This is a genomic window from Rothia sp. HMSC08A08, from assembly GCF_001808385.1.
GTDB classification, from domain to species: Bacteria; Actinomycetota; Actinomycetes; order Actinomycetales; family Micrococcaceae; genus Rothia; species Rothia dentocariosa.
On the sequence record NZ_KV793052.1, the window covers coordinates 62,660 to 89,371 of the forward strand.

25 protein-coding genes are annotated in these 26,712 nt (G+C 53.4%); all 25 read right to left on the reverse strand.

All coding sequences use genetic code 11. The annotated features are described in order from the left end of the window. Positions 1-47: 47 nt before the first annotated feature. The 25 genes from HMPREF3164_RS00280 to tsf all read right to left on the reverse strand — a co-directional run bounded on the left by HMPREF3164_RS00280 (position 48) and on the right by tsf (position 26,648). Positions 48-1,490 (reverse strand): amino acid permease, encoded by a 1,443-nt coding sequence (locus tag HMPREF3164_RS00280; protein WP_070448426.1) that lies wholly within the window; start codon positions 1,488-1,490, stop codon positions 48-50. 227 nt (positions 1,491-1,717) lie between these two features. Beyond that, entirely contained in the window at positions 1,718-2,023 is a 306-nt protein-coding gene (locus HMPREF3164_RS00285) for a hypothetical protein (RefSeq protein WP_013398741.1), read from the reverse strand. A gap of 164 nt (positions 2,024-2,187) precedes the next feature. Further along, positions 2,188-3,105, reverse strand: coding sequence for a 5'-methylthioadenosine/S-adenosylhomocysteine nucleosidase (mtnN, locus tag HMPREF3164_RS00290; protein ID WP_139044899.1), 918 nt, complete (start codon positions 3,103-3,105; stop codon positions 2,188-2,190). Continuing rightward, positions 3,102-3,563: an S-ribosylhomocysteine lyase gene (locus HMPREF3164_RS00295; protein ID WP_004006247.1), complete on the reverse strand. Its 462-nt coding sequence runs from the start codon at positions 3,561-3,563 to the stop codon at positions 3,102-3,104. The genes mtnN and HMPREF3164_RS00295 overlap by 4 nt, the downstream gene beginning before the upstream one ends. A 238-nt stretch (positions 3,564-3,801) precedes the next feature. Next, the gene (locus HMPREF3164_RS00300) at positions 3,802-4,743 is read right to left on the reverse strand and encodes a hypothetical protein (protein ID WP_239661875.1); all 942 of its coding nucleotides are present in this window, start codon (positions 4,741-4,743) and stop codon (positions 3,802-3,804) included. A gap of 386 nt (positions 4,744-5,129) precedes the next feature. After that, the gene (locus tag HMPREF3164_RS00305; RefSeq protein ID WP_048755096.1) at positions 5,130-6,095 is read right to left on the reverse strand and encodes a bifunctional riboflavin kinase/FAD synthetase; all 966 of its coding nucleotides are present in this window, start codon (positions 6,093-6,095) and stop codon (positions 5,130-5,132) included. Between the two features lie 105 nt (positions 6,096-6,200). Further along, positions 6,201-6,896, reverse strand: coding sequence for a DUF4345 domain-containing protein (locus tag HMPREF3164_RS00310; RefSeq protein ID WP_070448427.1), 696 nt, complete (start codon positions 6,894-6,896; stop codon positions 6,201-6,203). A gap of 28 nt (positions 6,897-6,924) precedes the next feature. Next, positions 6,925-7,410, reverse strand: a complete 486-nt coding sequence (locus tag HMPREF3164_RS00315; protein WP_095343012.1) for a hypothetical protein — start codon at positions 7,408-7,410, stop codon at positions 6,925-6,927. Between the two features lie 106 nt (positions 7,411-7,516). After that, positions 7,517-7,888 carry a hypothetical protein gene (locus HMPREF3164_RS00320; RefSeq protein ID WP_004006242.1) on the reverse strand — a complete coding sequence of 124 codons (372 nt, stop codon included), beginning with the start codon at positions 7,886-7,888 and terminating at the stop codon, positions 7,517-7,519. Then, positions 7,885-8,967 carry a tRNA pseudouridine(55) synthase TruB gene (gene truB, locus HMPREF3164_RS00325; protein ID WP_070448428.1) on the reverse strand — a complete coding sequence of 361 codons (1,083 nt, stop codon included), beginning with the start codon at positions 8,965-8,967 and terminating at the stop codon, positions 7,885-7,887. Before truB ends, HMPREF3164_RS00320 begins: the two co-directional genes overlap by 4 nt. A gap of 4 nt (positions 8,968-8,971) precedes the next feature. Next, the gene (gene rbfA / locus HMPREF3164_RS00330; protein ID WP_048753064.1) at positions 8,972-9,412 is read right to left on the reverse strand and encodes a 30S ribosome-binding factor RbfA; all 441 of its coding nucleotides are present in this window, start codon (positions 9,410-9,412) and stop codon (positions 8,972-8,974) included. A gap of 116 nt (positions 9,413-9,528) precedes the next feature. Further along, on the reverse strand, positions 9,529-12,327 hold the full coding sequence (gene infB / locus HMPREF3164_RS00335; RefSeq protein WP_070448429.1) for a translation initiation factor IF-2: 2,799 nt from the start codon (positions 12,325-12,327) through the stop codon (positions 9,529-9,531). Between the two features lie 230 nt (positions 12,328-12,557). Continuing rightward, positions 12,558-12,851, reverse strand: a complete 294-nt coding sequence (locus HMPREF3164_RS00340) for a YlxR family protein (protein WP_080972544.1) — start codon at positions 12,849-12,851, stop codon at positions 12,558-12,560. 177 nt (positions 12,852-13,028) lie between these two features. Further along, a complete protein-coding gene (nusA, locus tag HMPREF3164_RS00345; RefSeq protein WP_004006237.1) occupies positions 13,029-14,066 on the reverse strand; it encodes a transcription termination factor NusA in 1,038 nt (345 codons plus the stop codon). A 130-nt stretch (positions 14,067-14,196) separates the two neighbouring features. Beyond that, positions 14,197-14,862 carry a ribosome maturation factor RimP gene (rimP, locus tag HMPREF3164_RS00350; RefSeq protein ID WP_070448430.1) on the reverse strand — a complete coding sequence of 222 codons (666 nt, stop codon included), beginning with the start codon at positions 14,860-14,862 and terminating at the stop codon, positions 14,197-14,199. Between the two features lie 65 nt (positions 14,863-14,927). Next, the gene (locus tag HMPREF3164_RS00355) at positions 14,928-16,745 is read right to left on the reverse strand and encodes a proline--tRNA ligase (RefSeq protein ID WP_070448431.1); all 1,818 of its coding nucleotides are present in this window, start codon (positions 16,743-16,745) and stop codon (positions 14,928-14,930) included. A 163-nt stretch (positions 16,746-16,908) separates the two neighbouring features. After that, positions 16,909-17,895, reverse strand: coding sequence for a GNAT family N-acetyltransferase (locus tag HMPREF3164_RS00360; protein ID WP_065425173.1), 987 nt, complete (start codon positions 17,893-17,895; stop codon positions 16,909-16,911). Positions 17,896-18,038: 143 nt separating this feature from the next. Next, the gene (gene ispG, locus HMPREF3164_RS00365; RefSeq protein WP_080974366.1) at positions 18,039-19,181 is read right to left on the reverse strand and encodes a flavodoxin-dependent (E)-4-hydroxy-3-methylbut-2-enyl-diphosphate synthase; all 1,143 of its coding nucleotides are present in this window, start codon (positions 19,179-19,181) and stop codon (positions 18,039-18,041) included. A 225-nt stretch (positions 19,182-19,406) separates the two neighbouring features. Next, positions 19,407-20,840, reverse strand: a complete 1,434-nt coding sequence (locus HMPREF3164_RS00370) for a M50 family metallopeptidase (protein WP_048753054.1) — start codon at positions 20,838-20,840, stop codon at positions 19,407-19,409. Positions 20,841-20,976: 136 nt separating this feature from the next. Next, the gene (gene dxr, locus HMPREF3164_RS00375) at positions 20,977-22,305 is read right to left on the reverse strand and encodes a 1-deoxy-D-xylulose-5-phosphate reductoisomerase (RefSeq protein ID WP_070448432.1); all 1,329 of its coding nucleotides are present in this window, start codon (positions 22,303-22,305) and stop codon (positions 20,977-20,979) included. A 62-nt stretch (positions 22,306-22,367) separates the two neighbouring features. Continuing rightward, on the reverse strand, positions 22,368-22,961 hold the full coding sequence (locus tag HMPREF3164_RS00380; RefSeq protein WP_004006230.1) for a DivIVA domain-containing protein: 594 nt from the start codon (positions 22,959-22,961) through the stop codon (positions 22,368-22,370). Between the two features lie 90 nt (positions 22,962-23,051). Further along, complete coding sequence (locus HMPREF3164_RS00385) at positions 23,052-23,930, reverse strand: phosphatidate cytidylyltransferase (protein WP_070448433.1); 879 nt, start codon at positions 23,928-23,930, stop codon at positions 23,052-23,054. A gap of 9 nt (positions 23,931-23,939) precedes the next feature. After that, a complete protein-coding gene (gene frr / locus HMPREF3164_RS00390; RefSeq protein WP_004006228.1) occupies positions 23,940-24,497 on the reverse strand; it encodes a ribosome recycling factor in 558 nt (185 codons plus the stop codon). A gap of 201 nt (positions 24,498-24,698) precedes the next feature. Next, entirely contained in the window at positions 24,699-25,442 is a 744-nt protein-coding gene (gene pyrH, locus HMPREF3164_RS00395; protein WP_004006227.1) for a UMP kinase, read from the reverse strand. Positions 25,443-25,817: 375 nt separating this feature from the next. Continuing rightward, positions 25,818-26,648, reverse strand: coding sequence for a translation elongation factor Ts (gene tsf, locus HMPREF3164_RS00400; protein ID WP_004006226.1), 831 nt, complete (start codon positions 26,646-26,648; stop codon positions 25,818-25,820). Between the last annotated feature and the right edge of the window lie 64 nt (positions 26,649-26,712).

The window sequence follows — 26,712 nt, forward strand, 5'->3', positions numbered from 1 at the left end:
AGCACATTCCGTATTTAGGCCTAGCATTTCCGCCCGCAATACCGCATTTATCCGCCCTGAGCATCAGATGCGATCGCCAGTTTTGCGTTCTTTGCCAACCGTGGCGCTACCGCTAGGCGATAGTACGCGAGAAGGAAAACACACCATATAGCGCCAACAACAAGAGCCAAACGAGTGTCATCGAAGAATCCGAAGAGCACGACGATGAACGCCATAAACGCAAGCGTTATATAGCTGACGACCAGAGGAAGCCGCACGGGCTGCACTTCGTCTTCGTATCCCCCACGTTTATAGGCGATGTGCGCCAGCAGAATCATAACCCACACGAAAACGGTCGCGAATGTTGCCAGCGAAGCGACTACTTCAAAAGCATTCTCGAACGCGATATTCACGATCACGCCCACCGCCATAACCACGATCATCAGAAGAGTCGTCATCCAGGGCGCACCGTTTTTTGCAACCTTGCCGAATGATTTCGGGGCCAGCCCCTGCTTTGCCAGCCCGTACATCATACGCCCGGCACCGTAAACATCGGCATTCATCGCAGACACGGCGGCGGTAATAATAACCACGTTGAGGATTGATCCTGCCGCCGGAATTCCCAGGTTCTCGAAGATCTGCACAAAAGGCGAGTTCTCTTTAGTGACAGAGTACCAAGGGTAGAGCGACATAATGACGGAGAGAGTCAGCACATAGAAGATCAGAATGCGGAACGGCACAGTACGAATAGCCTTAGGAATCGACGTGCGTGGGTTTTCCGCCTCCCCCGCCGCAATACCGATATTCTCAATACCGCCAAAGGCAAACATTACCACGGTAAAACATGCCAGGAAACCAGTAAACCCTTCGGGCATAAAACCACCATCAAGCGCCCACAGATTCGTAACGGACGGCTTCACCGAGGTGTGTGCCTGCACACCAACGAAAAGCAGAATAATTCCGCCCACAATCATGGCGATAATAGCGCTTACCTTGACAATAGTGAACCAAAATTCTGTCTCGCCAAAGGCTTTCACCTTGGCAAGGTTAATGGCGAGCAAAATGAGCAGCACCGATACGATCCAAATCCACGAGGGCGACTGGGGGAACCAGAATTTCATATATACTGCAAATGCTGTCACATCCGCGATGGCAACGAGCGCCATTTCCAGAGCATAGCTCCAGCCGGTGACGAACCCAGCCCAAGGTCCCAGATACCGGGTTGCGTATTCCGAGAATGCGCCAGATACGGGGTGTGCCAGTGCGAGCTCCCCCATAGCGCGCATCACCATGAAAACGGCAGCTCCGCCAATCACATAGGCGAGTAGTACAGCGGGGCCCGCCAGTTGAATAGCGGAGGCGGAGCCGTAAAAGAGTCCGGTGCCGATTGCCGAGCCAAGCGCAATGAACATGATGTGACGCAGGGAGAGTCCGCGCGATAGCTGGGGCGCATCCTCGGTGGAGATAGCGCCATTTGCGGTAGTTGCCGCAGAGTTAGCGTTATTCTTCATTTTTCCTCACCTCGCGGGTTAGCGGTGTAACCTCTTGAAAATCTTGTGTTCTGGTTGGTTCTGCGGTGTGGCTTTTGTTACCGTATGCCGTGCACCTCCCCCATCGAGGTTGTGGGATGCGCCCAGCGTACTCCCCGTGCATCCTTGCGATTTCTTAGTTGCAGTGAATCGTAACGCAAAAAGACGGCGGGTTTGGCAACGAAGCCAACCCGCCGTCTTGTTGAAGACTATTTCTGTTTACGCTTACGTCCTACGATGAGCGACAACAGAGCGGTTACGCCAGTCACGGTATAGACTGCCGGCCACGCGCCAATTTTCTTGGCGAGTGGATGGGAGTAACCGAAGGCAGAAAGGTAAACGCCGGTGAGGAACGTAGCACGCCCAACTCCAGCTTTACGCTTCCAGTTCTTGAAAGCAATAAAACCCGCAAGACCCAGCACGGCACCACCAAGAGGCCGGTTGCCGGTTGTAGATGCGACCTTGTAACCGCCAAGAAGACCAGCCGCAGAGGCTAAGGTCGGGCAGATTTTCATGGTGCTCTCCTGAGTCACGAGTACGTTATTGCTGTGTTAACCATACGCTATGACGGCTTAAATGTGAATTCTCTCGGAATTTTTCTTGTAATGAGTGTTTCTGTGCAACCGTCTGAGCACTTGGGGTCTGAAGCATTATGGTCTTCTTAAGCAGATCCGTCCACTTAGTCTTCAAGGTTCAACTCAAGAGCGGGTAATTCCTGCTGCGTCCAGAGCTCAGCGGCAATCTGCAGCGCATATCGTGCCGAGCGGGGAGCCACCACATCGACCGAAAGATGAAATTCCTGATCTGCTGCTGGGCCGCATAAATCAGAGATGCAGCGTACCGCCATAAAAGACACATCATAGTTACTGCAGATCTGCGCGATCGCTGTGGTCTCCATATCGGTGCTGAGTGCCGTATCGAAGGCCTCTCGGGTGTCCTTCACGTTATACTCAGTCACGAATGAGTTACCCGCAAGCATCCGCCCTTGGTGCACCGCCCAGGAACCTTCCTCCTGTGCCGATTTAAGAGCTGAAAGCGCCGCTTCAATCGCCTCTTCCCAGTCCGAGTCACGATCGCCATAGGATACGGGCATCCCAGGAATCTGCCCGCGTTCGTATCCAAAAATGGTTGCGTCGGCATCGGTGTACAGGTAATTTGACCCCAGTACTATATCTCCAACGTTGATGTGCTGCGCAAGACCACCGGCGGTTCCTGCACTGATAACCCCCAAACAGTTAGTCGCGTAGTTGATAGCTTCCGTGACGGCGGATGCGGCATTGACTAACCCAATTTTGGAGCGAACCAGCAGAAGGGGAACCTGATCTTCTTCAAGCATAAGATAACGTGGGTAGAATTTTGCTACGCCTTCAGTGAAGGAGGGCTGTGCTTGCTCGGTCGCTGCGAGGAACGGGGCTAGCTCTTCATCCATCGCAACCTGAATGACGATCGCGTTTGAGAAGCTCATCATGAGGTCGTTCAGGTTCTCCAAGTCGGCATACATTTCGTTAAAAATATCCGCCGGCGTAAAGTCTGTGGGGAACATCTGCGCAGCTTCTTCGGAGTGCCCCTGTTCGCCAGAGTGATGCTGTTCGCTCACGCCGCCATCACCTGCTCCCAGTCAGCACGTGCGGCGAGGAATTCACGTGCAGCATTCTGCGCCCCTTCAAGGGTGTGGTTAGCGCCCCAACCGCACTGTATTTCATTCGCGGCGGGCACCTCGGTAGCCGTGAGAATATCTCGTAGAGTCGCTTCCAGGATGGGCAAGAACTCCTGCAGCTCTAGCCCCAGGGTGAGGGCGTAAAACCCAGTTTGGCATCCCATTGGTGAAAAATCGATGAGCTTATCTGTGTGGTTGCGCATGTGCTCGGCGCTCATATGCTCGATCGAATGTACGACGGGCATTTCAAGATGGCCCTTGTTAGGCTGAGTGAAGCGGACATCGTATTTGATGAGGGTATCTCCACCGGGCAATTCCTTGCGGTCTGCAATCCGCACATAGGGGGCCACAACGGCACGATGATCAAGGTTGAAAGACTCGACGTTCATTTTTTTCATGCTTATATTCTCTCTTAAGCACCCGCTTCGTCGGAACCCTTCATAAGATACTCTCCCTAAGAGAGTTCCTGCATTCTCATTGCATAAATGCCGCTGAGCTCGGTCTCATGACGCAAGAATACGGCGGCATCGCGTTATTGCAATACCGCCGTATTCCATGTACAGCATGCACTGCTGCACTAGCCCTCTTTATATAAGTGCCAAACAGCTTGATGGTGCATAGCTTTGCTGGAGGATATTACTCTCGGGTCCAGTTACCGCCGAAAGCCCAGTATCCGCTGATCGGCACCGCATGCTTATTGGCAGAACTGCTGCACTCTGCAACACGGGGGTCTTTGAGTGCGTAAGAGTACTCGCCCACCACACCAACCTGGTCGTTATCTCCAGCCCAACGTTTGGGACCACCATTATAGGTTGGATTGCAGTTGTTGTTGTAGTAGCGCTGATTAATGTACGAGGCGGACATTTCTTGAAGCGAGTAAACACGAATAGTTACTTTAATAATCGTTCCTGCACTTACCGGTCCGAAGTCAAGATAGAGCTGTCCGCGCCAGCGGCTGCCCTCAACTACAGAACGCGCCTGAGAACGGGAGAACGGATAGAACTTACGGTCCTCATAACAACCGTAAGACCCCGTAGTTTTTGAGGGCATACCATCAATATTTTTGTGGTTGAAGCTCCCCCACCCAAAGGTTCCCTGCTTGATAGGTTGGGCACCAGTAACTTTATACCCAACACCGTTAAATTGGGTATCGAGTACAGCATTATTTTTTGCATTTTGTTCACCCACTGGAGTTGCCTGATTAACCCAAGGATTCGCCTTAAAGCTCCGCAAATCTTCTGTGATGCGGTAGGTAAAGGTGAAATCATGGTAAGGGTTTCTCTCAATGGGTGTATTAACAGCATAAGGGTTACGACCATTGTCATATGTATCGGCAAATTTATAAGATACACCAGCACCCCCTTGGTTCCCCCAGTCCGCGACGGTAATATTCGGATTACCATTGTCCGAGAATTCGTTAGAAACGCTCGTCTCCACAACATTCTGAGTCGCAAGCCATGAACAATCCGGCACGCTGGACGCATATGCGGGTATAGCGGAGGAGGCTAATACAACAGGGGCAGCCCAGGCGGTGCCTTTTGCCAAGGTACGCCGGGACAGTGTTTTCGAGGTATTCACAATATTCCTTTGTGTCGAGTAGGTGATTGTCATCCCTGATTTACGCAATAAGTCAGGGATATATTCTCCAGGTAGATTACTCTCTAATATATCTTATGTCACCAAAGACCCAAGATATATTACATGCATCAATAAGCTATCGGAAATTTGTAATTTTTAGTGTATCTCATGCACACATCAACAAGAGAGAAAATTACATATTTCTCTCGAAGTAAACAAAAATATTACAATTAAATTCTCAAGGTGCGGTTTATCTATACATTTATACAATTAATATAAAAAATATTTTAAACCTTCACGATAAACATGAAAGTTACAGAATCAGTTATGTTTTATTTTGGTCTTCATAAGATTACAGACGACAGAAAACGCCAGAGTCTTATTACCTAAGCGTAAGACCCTGCGGCAAGCACATCGCGCGCCTGCGCAACATCCTGATTAATCTGTTCGATCAAAGCATCAATGCCATGGTACGCAACCATAGGGCGCAGGTGCTTCACAAATTCCACGACCACATGCTGCCCATAAAGGTCAAAGTCCTCAACACGTTCTTGAGGACGGTTAATAACATGCGCCTCAACCTGACGGTTTTCAATGCCGTCGAAGGTTGGGTTTGTACCCACGGATATAGCCGCCGGATGCTTTTCACCAGACTCATCGGTCAACCATCCGGCATACACACCATCAACCGGGATAAAGCCGCGCGCCTCCAGCTCCAAATTTGCTGTAGGGAACCCCAATTCACGCCCACGCGCCAAGCCGTGCACGACTTCCCCGTACATCAGGTGCGGACGACCAAGCAGCCGAGCCGCACCTTCCATGTCCCCCGCGTTCAGATATTCGCGAATGCGGGTTGAAGAGCATCGGGTTTTTTCATCGGCCATCAAATCATCAACCACGATGACCTCAAACCCGTATTTCTTCCCCAGTTCGCGCATTGTGTTTAAATCGCCCGAATTCTTGTGCCCAAAACGCACATCGTCGCCGATCACGACATAACGTGCACGCAGGGTATCAACAAAGACGGACTTCACAAATTCTTCGGGGCTCTGCTTCGCAAACTCTAGGTCGTAATGCAGCAGTAGGTAGTTCTGCAGGCCAAGCTGGCACATGAAATAACGTCTTGACCCCTGACCCATGATTTCCTGATGCTTCAGTTCAGGATTATGCACCTGCATGGGGTGCGGATCAAACGAAACAGCAACCGAAACAAGCCCGTGCTCATTCGCTACCTCGACAACACGTGAAATAACGCGAGCGTGACCAATATGCACGCCATCAAAATTGCCGATAGTCACTACGGACGGACCGAAATCCGCCGGAATATCGCTCAACTCGGTATAGAGGGTCACGGGCTCTCCTGGTAAGAAATAATGTACCTATACATCCTAAACCAGTCTGAAGACGTATGTAGAATTACCACCCCGATAAACCTGAAGGATTTTCGAGACCCAACGCTAACGAGAGGATTTCCCCTGTTGCGAAGCTTGAAGCATATCCTGCCGAATCTTATTGGACTTATTAATCCAGGCGTACCAAATCAACAGGCATGGAGGAATGACCAGCTCAGTCACCATCAGCACGATCAGCGACCAATGCGGGGTACCGTGGGTAGCCCACGACATAATACGTCCCACGCCGCCTAAGAAAACCACCAAACAGGATATCACCAGCATATTGACCCACTTGAACTTCACGGCGATAACGAGGAATGAGAGCCCCAAACCGAAGTATATTGCGGCGAAAAACGCATAATTTGATTCCAGAGAAGCATTTGCCGCCAGAGCATCATTCTCTGGCACAGCACGGGCGCCAGAGAAGATCTGCCACCCCGCATAGAGCATAACCAAAGCACCATAAAGTGCGGTCACAGCGCGAAAAACCCCTTGGTTCTGAGGCTTGGCGACGTCCTCCACCGTACGCACGGCCGTCGTTTTCTGCGATGCTGCAGGGGCAGTATTTTTTGATCCGCGAGCAGATTTCTGAGCACTGGATTCAGATCCGATTTTCTGTGCAGGCTGTTGAGCCGACGCAGTGCGCGCTTTCTGCGGATACTCCGACTGCGCTGAAATCACCGGCTGCGGCTGAGTTACCGGTTCAGAGGTTGAAAGTGGTTTTTTCTCGGCCTTCTGCGAGTTCTTATCACGAGTCATAGTTCTCTCCTTTTAGTTTTCGCTATCCTCACCGAGAATTCTGCGACCTGTTCGTAGTGCGATGCGCTGCCCGGTACAGCCACCACAACCCCACCACCGGCAGTACCAAGGGGATATACCCATATCCCTGCCCGAAATGCGACCACACGGATGCTAAAGGGAAAAACTGCGGAGCGGCATACGAGAAAACTCCTATGCCAAGGACGCCAAGAAGCTCCACTACGATGGTGATAACCGCAAGCTGCCTAGCACGTTCTCCACGCTTTGCTAAAGAAACAGCAGCAATAGCATAAATAATTGCGGAAAGAAGCGAAAGCAGAATCGCCAAAGGCGCCTCATCAAATTTACGAATCAGCTGATAACACGCGCGAGCGCCCGCCGACAATGTAAAAATCCCGTACACCACAGCGATAACTTTACCCGGACCGGAGGCATGGCCAGCTGAGGAAACAGCATCGGATTTAGAATTGCCTTTTGTGGTGCGGGAACCCCAAGGGTTCAAAGTATTATGCACATCGTGTCCTTCCCAAGGTGTGTGCGCAGAAGGTGTCTCTAGATGCTTGCGTACTTGCTCTATAATTCAGGCTCTGTGCCCCAGCTATGTGGAGTAAAACCTGTGTCTAATAGTAATACCACAGCATATTCATTCGGTGAACCATCACGATAAGCACGGGCCCTGGAACCGCCAGTAGCAGAGTCGCCCATCGCGTACGCTCGCTGAGAGAATAGAAGAACGCGCCGGCGGGAATAAGCATGGCAGTCACGAGGTACCCGTAATACTCCAGCCAGTCACCACGAGGTCCCGGTCCCACAGCCTGCATGATGATCGACCCTACCAGGTACACCACTAAAAACGCTTCAAGAACAAGCATCGGACCTTGTGAATAGTCATCGGGTTCATAACCACGGAAATACTGTACCAAAGAAGCCAGACACGATAACGTACCGAGTACCACAGTAATCCAGAACCACCAGTCCAAACCAGCGATCATAGCCGCTCCCCCGCTTCCCGCGAGAAGTCAATTCCTGCTTCAAATACGAGCACGGGTGCCGCGCATCGGGTTCCCCGAAACTTCACATTCTCTATAAGAGCCACTAGTGTTCCGTCCGGCGCAAATGCGGCAGTTATCCCCTCGGTATTGGCATGCTGAGATTCCGGGCTTTGTGTGCCTAAGACAAGAGCATCTGAGCCTTCCTCACTGACTGTAATGCGCCGACCAAATGAAATATCGGTCGCCTCTTGCGTCGTAAGCTGCCGAACGTTGAACAGACGACGTGCCGCCTCCTCAAGAGAAAGTACAGGTAAGTCTAGCGGCCCATCAGCGTTCTCGTGTTCCTTCATGAGTTCAGCTAAATCAAACGCCTCACGCTGATACACATTCCCTACACGTATACGGTTCAAAGCACTCAGATGGCCCCCAACGCCCAGGGCTTTACCCACATCACGAGCAAAAGCACGAATATAGGTTCCAGAAGAGCAGGAAACCGTAATATCTACCTCAACAACTGGTACACACGCGGGAGCATCAAGCCCCTCGGCAACAGTATATAGTCGAGTATCAAGTTTGCTATCGCGCACCTCATGAATAGCGGCCTCATGAATCGTGACCTTTCGGGCGGGAAGTTCAATATCCTCGCCGTCACGAACCCGAGCATAAGAACGCACGCCCTTAACCTTAATCGCCGAAACGGCGGAGGGAACCTGCATAATATCGCCCGTCAAAGATCGTACGGCGTTTTCAATCTTCTCCCGAGTCAGAGCCCTCACAGCCTCCGCGCGAGCAATCCCGGTGAGCTCTCCCTCAGCGTCCTCTGTCAGAGTTGTGGCCCCTAACACCAGGCGAGCCTCATAAGTTTTATCCTGACCAACTAAATACGTCAAAAGCTTTGTCGCTTTATTCAAGCCTAAAACCAACACGCCGGTCGCCGCCGGATCAAGAGTACCTGCATGACCAACACGCCGCGTACCGGCAATCCAGCGGATCTTCAAGACTACATCATGGCTCGTCATGCCAGCGGGTTTATCCACCACCAGTAGACCTGACGGTCCACGTTCCCGAGCTTTCGCCACTGTATTAGTCTTCCTCTACTTCGGCCTGCTCAGGTTTCTTGTATGGGTCTGCCTCGCCCGCGTACTGGGCCCCTGCGGATGCGGCAGCAAGTTCAGCATCGCGCTCACGGGTTTTCTTTAAGAGGTCTTCGAGGTGGTAAGCGTTAACCGGTACTTCGTCTGGTACGAAGGTGAGGGTTGGCGTCAGACGCGCGGTAATATTTTTTCCCACCTCAGAGCGCAAAATGCCCTTAGCGGATTCCAACGCCTTTTTTGTGTTTTCTTGTTCTTCTTCAGAACCGTATACGGTGTAGTACAGGGTTGCGTGCTGCAGGTCATTCGTGACCCGGGCATCGGTAACCGTCACAAAACCGAGGCGGGGGTCTTTGACCCGGCGTTCAAGCGCCTGCGCCACAATCACCTTAATACGATCGGCGAGACGGGCTGCACGTGCTGCATCAGCCATAGTTTTCTCCTTGTGGTCAAGTACAGATAGGGGAAACGCCCGCCCCGCATCCCGCACCTTCCGGTACAAAACCAGAATGAAGCGAGATACGGGGAACGGGCGCGTTTCTGCGGGTCTTAGACGCGCGGCTTCTCGCGCATCTCCCAGGTTTCGATGACGTCGCCTTCCTTGATGTCGTTGAAGGAACCGAGTCCAATACCACACTCGAAGCCTTCACGTACTTCGGTAGCATCGTCCTTGAAACGACGCAACGACTCGATGGTGAGGTCTTCTGACACCACAACACCGTCACGTACCAGGCGTGCCTTAGAATTACGCTTGATAATGCCGTTCTTGACCATCGAACCTGCGATGTTACCCCACTTGGAGGAACGGAACACTTCACGGATCTCCGCCGAGCCGAGTTCGACCTCTTCGTATTCGGGTTTGAGCATGCCCTTGACAGCCTGCTCAATTTCCTCAATCGCACGGTAGATGACCGAGTAGAACTTCATCTCGACGCCCTCGCGGTCTGCAAGCTCAGAGACACGCTCTGCAGGACGAACGTTGAAGCCAATGATCACCGCGTTGTCCACGGTTGCCAGGTTCACATCGTTCTGAGTAATAGCACCCACACCGCGGTGGATGACGCGCAGCTGAACTTCGTCGCCGCCCACATCAATCTTCATGAGCGACTCTTCCAGAGCTTCAACAGCACCGGAGACGTCACCCTTAATAATCAGGTTGAGGGTATCCATCTTGCCCTCAGCCACAGCGGCATCGAAGGATTCAAGGGTTACGCGCTTACGACGCTTCGCGAGCTGTGCGTTACGGTCTGCGGCCTCACGCTTCTCAGCAATCTGGCGTGCGGTGCGTTCTTCTTCGGTCGAGAGGAAGGTATCTCCCGCACGGGGCACGGTCGAAAGACCCAGAACCTGAACGGGACGGGACGGACCGGCTTCTTTCACTGCATGACCGTTCTCGTCGAACATTGCGCGCACGCGACCGTGTGCCACACCGGCGACAATCGCATCGCCCACATGCAGAGTACCGGACTGCACCAAGACGGTGGAGACCGCACCGCGCCCCTTATCCAGGTTCGCTTCAATGGCAACGCCACGAGCTTCCTTATTCGGGTTAGCGCGCAGTTCCAGAACGTCGGCAGTCAAGGTTACGGCTTCAAGCAGTTCGGTAATGTTCGTGCCATTCCGAGCCGAAACGTTCACGAACATGGTGTCTCCACCGTAATCTTCAGGTACCAGACCGTACTCGGTCAGCTGGCCCTTGACCTTATCGGGCGATGCGCCCTCCTTATCGATCTTGTTGATAGCCACGACGATCGGCACATCAGCTGCCTGAGCGTGGTTCAGCGCCTCAACGGTCTGCGGCATCACGCCGTCATCCGCAGCGACCACAAGAATGGCAACGTCGGTAACCTTCGCGCCGCGGGCACGCATAGCGGTAAACGCCTCGTGACCGGGGGTATCGATAAAGGTAATCGCACGGTCTTCACCTTCGACGGTAGTGTGTACCTGATACGCACCAATGTGCTGGGTAATACCGCCAGCTTCACCCTCAATGACGTTGGTATTCCGAATAGCGTCCAGCAGTCGAGTTTTACCATGGTCAACGTGACCCATCACAGTCACAACCGGAGGACGCACTTCAAGAACGTCATCGCCTTCCGCCTCTGCTTCGGCTTCAAGGTCGATGTCAAAGGATTCCAAGAGCTCGCGTTCTTCGTCCTCAGGAGACACGATCTTTACGACGTACCCCAACTCAGCGCCCAATAGCTCGAAGGTTTCTTCATCGAGCGACTGGGTTTGAGTAGCCATTTCGCCTAAGTGGAAGAGCACGGTAATCAGCGAAGCCGGGTTAGCGCCAATCTTCTCGGCAAAATCCATAATGGATGCGCCGCGACGCAGGCGGACCTCAGTCGAGCCATCTCCGCGAGGTACTACCACACCACCGGGTGCGGGTGCATTCATCTGCTCGACTTCATTGCGGCGGGCTGCCTTCGACTTACGGTTCTTACGCTTGGAACCGCCACGGCCGAAAGCACCCTGTGCATTTCCACGGCCACCGGGACCCGGACGCGAAGGACCGCGGTTATAGCCGCCTCCGCCACGACGGTTACCGCCTCCGCCACCACCACTGGGTGCACCGGGACCGGAACCGACGTTCGAGACCTTGGACGGCATAATGGACGGGCTAGGACGGTTGCCGCCGCCGGAACGAGGCGTGTGCGAGCGCGACCCCGATGCGGAACGGGGACCGTTGCCCCCACCGCCGGGACGAGGGGCATTATTGCCTGAACGCTGACCGCGGGGTGGACGAGGACCGCCAGAACGCTGTTCGCCGCGTTCGGGTCGTTTCATTCCCTGCTGTGAGGAGAAGGGGTTGTTACCCGGACGAGGACCAGGCTTCGGGCCCGGTTTTGGAGCCGATGCACCAGGTTTCGGTGCGGGCTTTGGAGCAGCAGGCTTCGGAGCCTCTGGACGAGCCATTCCCTGCTGTGAGGAGAAGGGGTTGTTGCCAGGACGAGGACCCGAAGAAGATTTAGCGGCGCCCTTGGCACCGGGCTTAGGAGCCGCAGATTTAGCTGCAGGTTTTGCACCCGGTTTAGGGGCAGGTTTCGGTGCCGCAGGTTTAGCAGCAGATTTCGCGTCCGCCGGCTTCTTTGGAGCGGCGGGCTTAGCACTAGCAGTTTTAGCTGTGGAAGCTGCAGACTTCCCTGACGCTTTAGTTGGTTTTTCAGCTTTTTCAGGTGCCTGAGCGGGGGCGGGGAACGCTTCACGCAGTTTCTTAACCACGAGCGGGTTAAGGGTCGAGGATGCGCCCTTTACGAATTCGCCTTGTTCGGCTAGTTTTGCAATAACTTCTTTTGACGTTACACCAAGTTCTTTAGCAATCTCGTGTACGCGAGGCTTAGCCAAATTTTCTCCTGTCCTGGCTCGCACCAGGACGGTGCGAACACTAATGATGTGTGTATGCGCGCACTAGGCTCTCGGTTACGCCTAACACACGCGTGGGCATAAATTTGCCGGGGTGTGAGCACAGATGGGTACTCATGTCGCGGCACTCATTAGATATCCATCAGTTTTCTGACTCGCTTTCGTAATCTGCAAGAAGTCGTCAAACTCGTTGACTTATAGGGATGTGAGTTTCACTCATAGCCCGTAGTTTCGGGCTTGCGCTGAGCGAAGTATTCGGTCAAAACCATAAGGTCTGCGCGAGCAATTGAAACTTTAAAGGCGCGGGCGAAAGCATTTTTACGAAAAGCCTGTTGCTGGCAGGATTCACGCATATGTAGCCACGCACCGCGACCGGGCAAGGTGCAGTGCACATCCGGAAGGATGCGCATCCGTTCTCCGTCGCCGCCGAAACGGACGATACGGAGCATATTCCGCGGATTATCGCGGAGGCGACAGCCAATACAGGTACGGAGAGGTTCACTCATTGCTCTCCCCTCTTCCCCATCAAAACTGTCACAGTCGTTTAGGCACGCCACTGGGGTGTACGAGCCAAACGCACATCTTAAGTGTAGCCCCTCATCTGGGTCACGTTCGTATTCGGTTTCACGAATGCGGAAAGACCCTCTAGGGGCTACAGGGTACTCCTACTAGAATACCGGTTACTACTCGTTTTCGTCTAAATCAAGGCTGCGGGCTACTCGCTCAGCCACCTCTTCTTCGGCACGAATCTGAGCATATTTTGATTCCGCCAAAATATCAATACGCCAGCCGGTTAGTTTCGCTGCAAGGCGCGCGTTCTGGCCTTCCCGCCCGATTGCCAACGAAAGCTGCTCATCGGGGACAATCGCACGAGCAGAATATTCGCGGGGGTCCGCAATAATAACTTCGGTCACCTTAGCGGGCGAGAGCGCAGCCGTAATAAACTCCGCAGGATCCGTCGAGTAATCAACAATGTCGATCTTCTCGTCGTTAAGTTCAGCGGCAACAGCACGTACGCGAGCGCCCATATCACCGATGCAGGCCCCCTTAGCGTTGATACTGGGGTTCGTTGCGCTTACCGCTATCTTCGAGCGATGTCCTGCCTCGCGAGCAATGGAGTTAATCTTGACCGATCCGTCGGCGATCTCTGGAACCTCATGCTCAAATAGGCGAAGCACCAAGTTCGGATGCGACCGCGAGAGCACAATCGAGGGCCCTTTCTGCCCGCGGCGCGCCTCTAAGAGATATGCACGAATACGGGTTCCGTGGGGATATTGTTCTCCGGGAACCTGCTCGTTCGCGGGGAGTACGGCCTCAATAGTTCCCAAATCGACTTGAACCATACGGGGGTTATTCCCCTGCTGAATAACGCCGGATGCTAAGGTTCCTTCTCGGTCTTTAAATTCACCAAGCACGGATGCATCTTCGGCATCGCGCAGACGCTGCGATAAAACCTGACGCACCGTCGCCGCAGCAATGCGCCCAAAGTTATTGGGCGTATCATCGAACTCATCGATTTTCTGGTTGTCATCGTCAAGTTCCGGCGCAAGAATAGCGAAGTCGCCGGTGGTTCGATCGATGACGGCTCGGGAGCCTTTAATGGCGCCGGGCTGCTTCATATAGGCAAGCACCAGAGCATTTTCAACCAGCGAGAACAGTTCCTCCAAAACGAGACCTCGTTGCTTTGCAAGTGCATGCAGAACGCCTAAGTCGATCGTCATATTGTTGTCCACGCTCTTCAGCCTTTCCCTGTAGCACGGCGCCGGGACGCTTTTTCTGCGCCCCGGCTCCCGAACGGTTTGCTTTATGTTTGTTGAGTGTGAAAAAACAAACAGAAAGCCTATTTTGTACCTATTCTACAGTCTCTTGAGTAGAATTGAAATCAATTTCAACATTAGCGTGCCCAATATTTTCCCAGGGCACAATCACAGCGTCATGGTATGTCTGCTTCTGCCCTTTCTTAGTCTGTTTCTTACGCCGAAGCACAGGGCCTTCGTCCGTAATCTCGTCAAGACGAGCCACGTATTCCGTGCCATCTGTCTGTGTCACTGCTACAAGTCGGGCGCGAGCACGTTTCCAATGACGGCGCTCGGTGAGTTCTCGGGTAGCTCCAGGAGAGGAAACCTCCAACATATAGGGGAAGAACTCATCGTGCTCATCAGCTTTATCCAGAGCCTGTGAGATAGCCCCCGAGATTTCCGCAAGGCTGTCCAGAGAAAGGGAATCTGTCCGATCTTCCGTATAGTCCACGGTAATTTCTACCGTTCGGTTAGCTGCCGGACCGCTGATCTTAATCCTTTCAAGCACGAGCGAAAACTCACTGAGCACAGGTTTGATAGCTTCGTTTACCTCGTCCTCATGTAGGGAGCGTGTCCCAATTTTTGCCGGTGCCGGTTTTTCCGACCCTGCGGATTCGAAGGGACGAGTTACACCCCTGGCGGTTCGTGATGCGGCACGCCGGGAGCGAGCATTGGGGGCGCCGTCTTTCTTACCGGACCGTTTAGGTTTATACGCCATATCTTCCTTCTCTTCTCGATAATCTTGCCAAGGATGATGAACGCGTCTATGCCTGGGAATAGGACCTAAGAGCGGATCTCGGCGAGGATTTCGCGCACCGCATCCGATACGGCAATATCGCGTGCCTCTCCGTTTCGCCGGTCTTTGAGTTCCAAAGTACCGTCTTTGAACCCGCGGCCAATCACTAAGATGGTGGGTACGCCCAGAAGCTCTGCATCGCCGAATTTAACGCCCGGGCTGGTTTTCAGACGGTCGTCCAAAAGCACCTGCACCCCGGCACCTTCAAGCTCCGTGCTCAAGGTTTCTGCGTACTCGTGGGATTGAGCGTCTTTATTCGTGATGACGATGTGCACATCGGCGGGTGCCAAGTTACGCGGCCAGATCAGACCCTTCTCGTCATGATTGCCCTCAGCGATTGCGGCAAGCGCACGGGTTACGCCAATACCGTAAGATCCCATCGTCACGGTCTGGAGTTTACCGTTCTGATCGAGTACTTTCAGTCCCAGTGCCTCGGCGTATTTACGGCCAAGCTGGAAGATATGTCCCATCTCAACACCGCGTGCAGCAATAAGCGGTCCAGAACCATCCGGTGCTGGGTCGCCTTCGCGTACTTCACACGCTTCCAAAGTACCGTCTGCATTAAAGTCCCGCCCGTAAACGAGATTTGCCACGTGTTTGCCGTGCTCGTTAGCGCCAGTAACCCACGAGGTTCCGCGAACCACGCGCGGATCAACGAAAAACGGAATACCGGTAGCAGTTTGACGCTCTTCGGTATTCTCACCCAACATGGGCTGATCGAGAGTAAGACCCGGGCCAATATAGCCCTTGACGAGCTGCGGGAATTTCTTTAGATCCTCCTCAGAAGCAGCCTCAACCTCGATCTCGCCACCGATACCCATGAGCGCACCAATGTTAACCTCGACGCGTCCCAGATCGACTTCGCGATCACCAGGTACACCCACGGCAAAGAGCTTACGTTCCCCAGCGGGGGTAATGACTGCGCCCACAAAACATTTAAGCGTCTGTTCAGCGGTGAGTTCACCGCCGGTCACCTGAGGGTGCAAGTCATTCATCTGAGCCACGAGGGTTTCAATCGTGGGAGATTCGGGGGTATCGAGCACGATAGCTGCGGGTGTATCCGTGAAATCAATATCTGCAGGCACAACGGTGGTGACTGCCTCCACATTTGCGGCGTAGCCACCGGCGGAACGCACAAAGGTGTCTTCACCTACAGGGGTCGGATGCAGGAATTCTTCACTGCGTGAACCACCCATAGCACCCGATTGCGCGGTCACTATGACGGTGTCTAATCCCAAGCGGTTAAAAATACGCTGGTAAGCGGCGCGGTGGGCCTCGTAAGCCTCATTCAAGCCTTCGTCGTCCACAGTAAAAGAGTAGGAATCCTTCATGACAAATTCGCGCCCACGCAACAAACCGGAGCGGGGTCGCGCCTCGTCACGGTACTTATTCTGGATCTGGTAAATATACAGCGGCAGATCCTTGTAGGAGGAATAAAGGTCTTTCACCAACAGAGTGAACATTTCCTCATGGGTGGGCGCCAGAAGCATATCGGCTCCCTTGCGGTCCTGCAGGCGGAAGAGATTATCACCGTATTCTTCCCACCGGTTAGTTGCCTCATAGGGTTCTCGCGGCAACAATGCCGGAAAGAGAACTTCTTGGGCTCCAATTGCGTTCATTTCTTCACGCACTATATTTTCTACCTTGCGCAGAACCTTCAAACCCAAGGGCAGCCAGGTATACACGCCAGGAGCGGCACGACGAATATAACCTGCGCGCACTAAAAGCTTATGGCTTGCTACCTCAGCGTCTACAGGATCTTCACGCAGGGTCCGCACGAAGAGGTTGGACAAGCGAAGTACCATGTGTGTTCTCCTTGGATTTGATGCTAGACCTTCACCGCATCCCACATTCCTTAACCCGAAAGCGGCGGCGAACGGCGATGAATAATATAACAAGTCTATAGGTTTCCGCGCTCACAGGCGAAGCATAGTTGGTATAAAAGACCAACGTGTATATTTTCAGACGCTAACGAGTAAGGATAATGGTCGAATATTGCCCAATATCTTCCCATCCGGTGCGCTGATAGAGAGAAAGTGCCCGATCGTTGTAGTTATTAACGTAGAGGCTCAGATGCGGGTGCCTCTCTCGGAAAAGCTCACAGGCCGCAGCAAGAAACGGAGCCGCAAGTCCCAGACCGCGATAGTCGGGGTGCACCCAAACGCCCTGTATCTGCGCAGCGTCCAGATGCGATATACCCAGATCAGCTTTGAAAACCACCACGCCGAGATCGTTAGTGACAATCACGTTTTTGCCTTCAGATACCATCGACCGTACACGGTTTCTGTAGTTGCTGCCGTACCGTGCGATGGGTTCAATACCGACTTCCTCATGGAACATAGCGGCTGCGGCAGGCAGAACATCATCGTAATCTGACAGAACAGTACAACGCACATATCCTCCAGGGCTCTCTGGAACCGACTGTAACGAGGGTAGATAGCCGGGCAGTTCAGGCAGAGAGGCCGAATAGAGTGAGAATAGATTTTTTTCTGGGGGCAGGTACAGTAGCGGCTGTACCGTCCGAACAGAGAAAGGACTGGCGAGGCGTTTCCTCAAGTGCTCCCAGATTGGAAGCACACATTCACTGGGTCCAAAAAGAGACTCAATGCTGCCCCGAGAACGGTAAATGAGGTGAGCAAGAACCTCGGCGTGTGAGCGCATTCGATCGTCGTCGGGTAGCCAGATGGGAACGGTATTGCTGCCCAGTAACAGCGCGCTCAGCAAGATGCCATCTTCGTAAATCCCCACGAACCCGCGATACTGTGCTGGCAGCTTATTCCCCGTCATGCGTGCTCCGGATGCCGATGCTGGCGGCAGCCCGTAAATATCGTAATGCTCAATAGCGTAGAGATTCCCCAGCGTATCCGCATAGAGAAGCTCTTCGAGGGCATCTGCATCGCGCCGATCGAGAGCCACCACCTGGGGGGCAGATGAGGAGAAAAACTTTTTGAGCACGCTTTCGATTCTATCTAACGAGAGAGCTATCGCGGTTTTGAATGTGTCACAGCTAAGCGCCCCGCGTCCGTTGAAGGCGAGGCGCTTAGAGATTTCAGACTCGTCGCGTTTATACTCAACGCTACGGACGAGGTACAGCCGTACTATTTGACGGTAACAGCGGGGGCGCCTTCGGGCACGTACTCCCCCGAGGCTTCCATCTCGGCAGCAATACGGGTTGCCTCTTCAAGAAGGGTTTCCACGATCTGATCTTCGGGAACGGTTTTAATAACTTCCCCTTTCACAAAGATCTGTCCCTTACCGTTACCGGATGCCACTCCTAAGTCTGCTTCACGTGCCTCGCCGGGACCGTTCACCACGCATCCCATCACGGCGACGCGAAGCGGAACCTTCATATGCTCCAAGCCCTTGGTCACGTTTTCGGCGAGCTCCCACACATTCACCTGGGCGCGACCGCATGAGGGGCACGAAACAATGTCGAGCTTGCGCGGGCGCAGGTTAAGGGATTCCAGAATCTTGGTTCCCACCTTGACTTCTTCCACCGGAGGGGCCGAAAGCGAAACACGGATCGTATCGCCAATCCCTTGAGAGAGGAGGGTGCCGAATGCTACCGAACTCTTGATGGTTCCCTGGAACGCGGGACCTGCTTCTGTTACGCCTAAGTGCAAAGGCCAATCGCCGCGTGCGGCAAGCTGCCGGTATGCCTCAACCATAACCACCGGATCGTTATGTTTAACGGAAATCTTGAAATCGCGGAACCCGTGCTCTTCAAAGAGAGAGGCTTCCCACACAGCGGATTCAACCAGTGCCTCCGGGGTGGCGTGGCCATATTTTTCGAGCAGACGTTTATCGAGTGAACCAGCATTCACACCGATGCGGATAGAGGTACCGTGATCTGAAGCCATCTCGGCGATCTCTTTTACCTGGTCATCGAATTTACGAATGTTACCGGGATTCACACGCACCGCGCCGCATCCGGCTTTAATAGCCGCATACACGTACTTGGGCTGAAAGTGAATATCCGCGATCACCGGAATATTAGACTGCTTTGCGATGATAGGTAGTGCCTCAGCGTCTTTATCGGTCGGGCATGCCACGCGCACGATATCGCATCCGGCGGCGGTTAGCTCGGCAATTTGCTGCAAAGTTGAACCGATATCGTGGGTCTTGGTGGTCGTCATAGACTGTACCGAAATGGGAGATTCGGAACCGATGCCCACTGTACCTACCTTGAATTGACGGGTCTTGCGGCGGGGTGCAAGAACCGCAGGTGCAGGCTTCGGCATACCAAGGCTAACCGACAAGGCAATCCTCCAAATGTCATAAAATTGGGGCGCGGGATGCGCCGCTCAGCTTCCTATTGTGCCACCGTCGCGCGCAGAACCACTAATACGGATACCCTAACCGCGAGCAATATCACGATGAGATGAAAAAGCGGTAGTCCCGCTCACAATTCGTTTGCGTACACGATCCTCACTAGACGCTATGCGGTGCATAGCTTGCTCCGCCATTTAGAACAGCCGCAGGGGTTTAATAAAGTCGGCGGCAATAATCACAATGGACATCAGAATGAAAGCACCCGCTACAACATAGGTAAGCGGCAGAAGTTTGACCGGGTCAAACGGACCGGGATCGGCACGGCGGGTAAGCTTGGCGAAGCCACGTCGAATTGCCTCCCACAGAGCACCAAAAACATGCCCTCCGTCCAGGGGAAGAAGCGGAAGTAGGTTGAAGGCGAAAAGCATCAGGTTCATTCCGGCTATCAGCGAGACTAAGGTCGCAGTTTTTGCTTTCAGATCGATACGGTCTGTCGAGGCCACTTCACCGGCAATCCGGCTTACCCCCACTACGGATACCGGGGAGTTCGCATCGCGTTCCTGATTAGAGAAGAGATTTACTCCCAGCTCCCATACGCGCTGCGGCAGCGACCACATGGAATGTGCAATACGTCCCAGCGTGTCGCCCACATTGGGCATAACATCGCCCAACGAGCCTGGAACCATCTCCGAAGTTGGTGAGATACCGATAAAGCCGCCGGTCATCATCTTGAATGACCCATCGTCGTTACGCACATATTCTCGGGTCTTTTCATCCACGACCGGACGCTCCAAAAGCGCCGGGGTCATGGTGAGCTGCTGCTCAGAACCATCGCGTTCAATGGTGACGGTTACGGTATTATTCCCTGCCTGACGGATGTTAGAAGAAACCTGTTCCCAGGTGCTCGTGCGGTTGCCGTTGATAGCAACTATACGGTCATCTTTACGCAGTCCTGCCGCTTTCGCGGGAGACGGTGCCGACGAGTCAGTACATTCGGAATATGAGATACGGTCTTCGGTGATCGTTGCTTTTGGCACGCAGTCGGAAACCGATGCCACTTTATTAGTTGCAGACAGGGTTCCAAAACCACAGATGAGAATGGCGGTGCATACGATCCCGATGAGCAAGTTCATGCTAGGCCCGCCCAGCATGATAATCATGCGTTTATACACGGGAAGTTTATAAAACAGACGATTTTCATCTCCGGGTTTCAGGCGCTCTAAGTCAGCCTCACGGGCCGCATTCGCCAAAGACCCAAAAGGACTGGTAGTTCCGGCGCGAAGAGTTTCGAGCTCGGGTTCGTGTTCTTCCTCAACGCCAGTGGTACCCTCGGCGTTCCCCTCTGTGGGATGCTCCATCGCCCGTTTCACGCGCTCCTCGTGTTCGGGCGCAGGCGGATACATGCCAATCATAGAAATATATCCGCCTAAAGGAATAGCTTTAAACCCGTACTCAGTTTCACCGCGGCGGAACGAAAAAATAGTTTTGCCGAAACCAATCATATATTGCGGTACACGCACCTTAAAGAGTTTCGCAGGTACCAGGTGTCCCACCTCATGCAGAGCAATAGACAGCGCAATAGCTATCGCCATAATGATGACGCCTGCGGCGTAGAGCAGAATCTCCACATTTCTCCTTCGCAACAAAAGGTACGGGTTCTCAAGCGGTTTCCCGCGAAGTCTCTAGGGTACTCCCCTAAGCTGTGAAATTATAGGGTACGTGGCGCTCAGGTTATGCGCCGCGTAGGGAAAACCTTCGTGATGGTTATGACGGCATCTTCGTGGCGTAGAACTCACGAGCGTATGCGCGTGCCCAAGCTTCGGCGTTCAGAACAGCCTCTAAGCTCATGTCGGCTTCAGCCGTAACCTCGCTACTGGCGGCGTGCGCCTCCAAAACACGCGCCACGGAATCCACAATATCGGTAAACCGAATTTTACCGGCGTGGAAAGCGCTAACCGCTTCCTCATTAGCGGCGTTAAAAACGGTGGGAAAGGTTCCGCCCCGCTTGCCCGCCTCTTTAATCATCTGCACAGCAGGGAAAGCCGTCGAATCAAGCGGCTCAAAAGTCCATGTTTGCGCCTGAGTCCAATCACAGGGAGCCGCTACCTGCGGAATGCGATGCGGCCACGTCAGTCCCAGAGCAATAGGCAGAAGCATGGTCGGCGGGGACGCCTGGGCGATAGTCGCGCCGTCTACGAACTGAACCATCGAATGCACAATCGACTGCGGGTGCACCGCAACATCAATGCGGTCAAGATCAACCCCAAAAAGATGGTGTGCCTCTAATACCTCAAGGGCCTTATTCACCATCGTTGCCGAATTGGTTGTGACCACCAGCCCCATATCCCAGGTAGGATGCGCCAGCGCCTGCCGTGGGGTAACGTCATAAAGCATGTCACGGGTATATCCTCGAAAAGGTCCTCCTGAGGCCGTGAGAATCAGCCGGTCTATCTCGGCGTCGGTGCCGCTGGCTAACGCTTGGGCAAGAGCCGAATGTTCCGAATCCACGGGAACCATCGGGGTTTCTAACGGTGAGGCATCGACGGCAGCACGCACAAGCGGTCCACCCGCGATCAAAGATTCTTTATTCGCAAGGGCAACCCGGTACCCCGCTTTGAGGGCGGTCAGTGTGGGTTCTAAACCGATAGATCCGGTAATGCCGTTGAGTACCACATCCGCCGGATGCGCCGCCGCCTCAACGCTGGCACGTTCTCCCCAGACGATGCGCGGACTGTACCCGCTAATGCCCACACTGCGGGCGGCCGCATCAAGGTATTCTTGCAACCGTTGTGCATCCTGCGTCGTGCCGCTGGTGGCAACAAGCTCGGCACGTACCCGAACCGCCTGCTGTGCTAATAATTCGAGGGAGCGTGAACCGGCGCTAAGAGCTGCAACCTTCAGCGGTGCATCCTCAGCATCGACGGTGGTGCCCGCAAGACGCGCAAGATGCTCTATAACCTGTACTGCTTGGGTGCCAATAGACCCGGTGGAACCGAGTAAAGTAACCCTTCGAGCATCGCAAAGTCCATGTTTAAGAGCATCAGTGAGGGTTTCGCGGAAGCCCCCAACCCGGGTAGAGGAACCAAACTTCATGTTTACTAGTATCGCATGCTGCCAGCACGGTCTCAGAAGGTCCTGCGGCTGCCAGCAACGTCTTAGGTCAGATCTTGGATAAGCTCGATACAGCGATCCATAAAGGCATCAACCTGGGTTTCTTCATAGCTCACCGAGCCGGTCGCAGACCTAAAGACAGCGTTACGAATAACGGATGTATCAAGCGGTTCTTCGCTATTGAGTTGAGCATAGATATGATGGCATACCTTATCAACATCACCCACAAAATACCCGGCGTGCTTGCGTTTAGAGGGGCGGCGGAAGCGTTCACCATCCGGCCGCTCTAGTCGCTGTGCCAGCAGCTCACCCGCGTCTACGAGGGATAGCTCCCAATTGCTTAAACCGTACTGTTCTATATAACGGCTGCGTTCCAGTTTGGCAAAACGTTCTTCTATACGCTCTAGGGCGCGATCGACGTCCCCTACCGCATAGCCGCCGGGCTCGGTACGAAAAACAACCTGGCGAATAAGCCGCGACGTGTAAATATTAGCGTGCTGCTGTACAGCGCCGCTTAGCTGTTCGTAATCCTCGGCTAGTCGAGCAAAGAGACGATCGACCTCGGTTCGTTTATAACCAGGTTCGAGTTCTGCCGCACGGCCGAAGCCGTTATCTGTACGACTAGTATTCGTTGCCAAGGATTCTCCTTATCATCAGGCAGGGCACACGACGTGAGCAGCTCGTGTGCGTACCCTACGCATAAAGTTTTCGCTATCCTGTGTTCCGCTCTAGAGAGGAAGCACAAAGGTAAAAATCAAACACCCAACCGCGGCCGCAAAAAGTACCGAGTCCAGACGATCCATCATGCCGCCGTGCCCAGGCAGGATATTTGACATATCCTTGATGCCTATTCGACGTTTAAAAACAGATTCTACAAGATCACCCGCCGTAGAGGCGATAACCATGACCGCAGCGAGCGGTATTCCCCAGTACCATTTCTGCCCCAAAATACTTAGAGCAATACACGCTACCACGGCAGACCCAAGATAGGAACCGGCAAAGCCCTCCCAGCTCTTCTTTGGAGAAATGGTAGGTGCTATAGGATGTTTACCCCATATAACACCGGCAATATACCCGAAAGTATCGTTGCTGACTGCCATGAGAAGGATCATCAGGATGCCTGCCCAACCGCGCTCGGTGCTAAAGTACACCATCGAAATTCCGAGGGTCAAGGGTACCCATCCCAAAATTAGAATGAGACCCCTCAAAACTTTATACCGTGAGGCTGTACGTTTCCTGGGTACCACCAAGGTGATACAAGCAAGTACTAGGGCGACAGCAACGCAGGAGATCCCCAAACCAGTGAATCCCCAAATATACGCTGAGACTGTGGGGATCGGAGCCAGCACCGTCACCAGTGTCAGGGGTAAATTGTAGTCGCGTTTTTTGTTGAGTGCGGAGGCAAGCTCCCAGCTTCCCAGCCCGGTAGAGATCGCGCAGAGAAGCACAAGAAACGGAGGAAAGAAAAGCCCTGTAGTCAGCACCGCGCCGAATGCTACGCCTACGCCGATAGCGGCGGGTAAGTTGCGCCCCGCTCGGGATGCTGTTTTCCCTGGGGCGGGGGCTGTTTCGCTCTTCTTATCCCCCGTATCTTCTCGTGTGTTCATCTCTGAGCCTTAAACCTCAAGCAGCTCAGATTCCTTGTGCTTGTAGAGCTCATCGATAGTATCTACATGTTTCTTAGTGAGGGCATCAAGCTCTTTTTCGGCACGGGCACCGTCGTCCTCACCGATCTCGCCGTCTTTCACAAGCTTATCAATGACGGTTTTAGCATGGCGGCGCACATTACGTACCGAAACGCGAGCTTCCTCGGCTTTGTGGTTGACCAATTTTATGTATTCTTTACGACGCTCAGAGGTCATCTCGGGCATAACCACGCGGATAGCGGCACCGTCGTTGCTGGGGTTTACACCCAAGTCAGAGTCACGCACTGCTTTTTCGATAGCAGCTAAAGCGCTCACATCAAATGGAACAATCTTAACCGTACGGGCATCTTCAACGTTGAACGACACCAGCTGCTGCAATGGAGTCGGCGCGCCGTAGTAGTCTGCGGTAATAGAGCTAAAAATCGCAGGGTTCACACGTCCGGTGCGGACTTTGGCGAATTCTGTTTTGATAGCTTCAATGGTCTTATCCATCTTCTCGCCGGCTTCGGCAAGGGTTTCTTCGATCACGACGGAATCTCCTTTATAGGGGAAGTCGGCTCATGCCGATTTTGGTAGCTACGGCTACGGGAAACACCAAACGGTGCAAACCGCGACCTAGTTATAGTTTAGTCGCCCGAGACTATCTCGGGCGACTTCTCACCGTTTTTTCCTTATGGCTAAGCCGTTGAACGGCTTCTAATGCAAGGAGTATAACGGCATAACGTTTCTTTAGCGGGTTACAAGAGTACCCATCTTCTCCCCCAGAATAGCGCGGGTTACGTTACCTTCGCCCTGCATGCCGAAGACGCGCATCGTCACGTTATTATCGCGACATAGGGAGAATGCGGTCTGATCCAACACACGAATGTTGCGTTGCATAGCTTCATCGTAGGTGAGGTTATACAGGCGCTCAGCCTGAGGGTCTTTATTCGGATCGGCAGTGTAGATGCCGTCCACACCATTCTTTGCTACCAGAACTTCGTCAGCGTGAATTTCCAAGGCTCGCTGGGCAGCTACGGTATCGGTCGAAAAATAGGGCAGACCGGCACCGGCGCCGAAAATAACCACACGGTCTTTCTGCATATGGCGAATAGCGCGGCGAGGAATGTAGGTTTCTGCAACCTGCGGCATAGTAATAGCAGACTGTACGCGGGTATCAATACCTTCTTGCTCCAAGAAATCCTGAAGAGCCAGAGAGTTCATCACGGTACCGAGCATGCCCATATAGTCTGCGCGGGAACGATCCATACCTGCCTGTGAAAGCTCGGCGCCACGGAAGAAGTTACCGCCGCCAATCACGATGGAGGTCTCTACCTTACCCACAGTTGCTGCAATCTGCTGTGCAATATTACGCACAACCCCGGTCGAAATACCAACTTCTCCCCCGCCGAAAACTTCGCCTGAGAGCTTGAGTAGAACACGGCGACGACCGGTGTCGTCTCGATGGATTGGGTGCGTGTGTGAGTCGGTCATAAATACCCTCCAACGGATAAAACTTATGCTGATAACGGGGTGAACACTCAATAGTCCTTATCAAGGATACGCTACGGAAACACTGTCTTGTGGTACACCCTTCGATATTTTTCTCTCTCATTCGACATGCCAGAAGGCGTAGAGTTTAAGAGACTAAATGCTCCGGGCATATAAAACCCTATAAAACCTCAGGTCAACACTGTATCTGCAAGATAATCTATACAGAAAATAGGTTCTGGAACTTTCTTTGCGCTAGGTGCGCAACCTGCACAATATTTATACAAAAAGTCGGATGCTCACCCTTCACAGGGCAAGCATCCGACTTTAGCATATAACCTCAGTAAAGGCTGTCTGCTTGAGGAAAGCTCCTAGAAACTAGGCACCAACGCGGAAACGTGCGAAACCGGTAGCGGTTGCGCCAGCCTCAGAGAGTGCCTGTGCCACAGACTTCTTGGTGTCTTTTGCGAAGTCCTGGTCAAGCAGGGTGTTCTCTTTGAAGAAGCCCTTGAGACGACCCTCAACGATCTTATCCAGAATCTTCTCGGGCTTGCCCTCAGCGATTGCGGTCTCACGTGCAACACGCTTCTCAGCTTCAACCTGGTCAGCCGGGATAGATTCAGAGTCCAGGTACTTGGGGCTCATCGCTGCGATGTGGACTGCGACGTCATGCGCAATTTCATCAACGTTATTACCGGAAACAGCAAGCAGAACACCAACCTGTGCGGGCAGGTCCTTAGAGGTCTTGTGCAGGTAAACTGCCACGTTCTCGCCTTCAACGCGTGCTACGCGGCGCACCACGACCTTCTCACCCAGCAGGGCGGCAGCATCGGTGGTGAGCTCTTCAACGGTCTTACCCTCGAAGGATGCGGCCTGCAGCTCTTCCAGAGTGGATGCGTTAGCCGCGATAGCAGCCTCCAGCACGTTACGCCCGAAGGTGATGAAGGGTTCGGACTTAGCCACGAAGTCGGTTTCAGAATTGACCTCAACCATGTAACCAACGCCGTTTTCTACGCGAGCTGCAACCAAACCTTCAGCGGTTGCACGACCTTCACGCTTGGTGACGCCCTTCAGACCCTTCACACGGATAATCTCCATTGCTTTCTGCTGGTCGCCGTTAGCCTCATCGAGAGCTTTCTTGACGTCGAGCATACCTGCGCCGGTCTTCTCACGCAGTGCCTTGATGTCTGCTGCAGTGTAGTTCGCCATGTGAACTCCTCTTTTTCCTTAATTTAAGATGTAGGCGTGATAACGCCCATGAGCTATGAGCGGA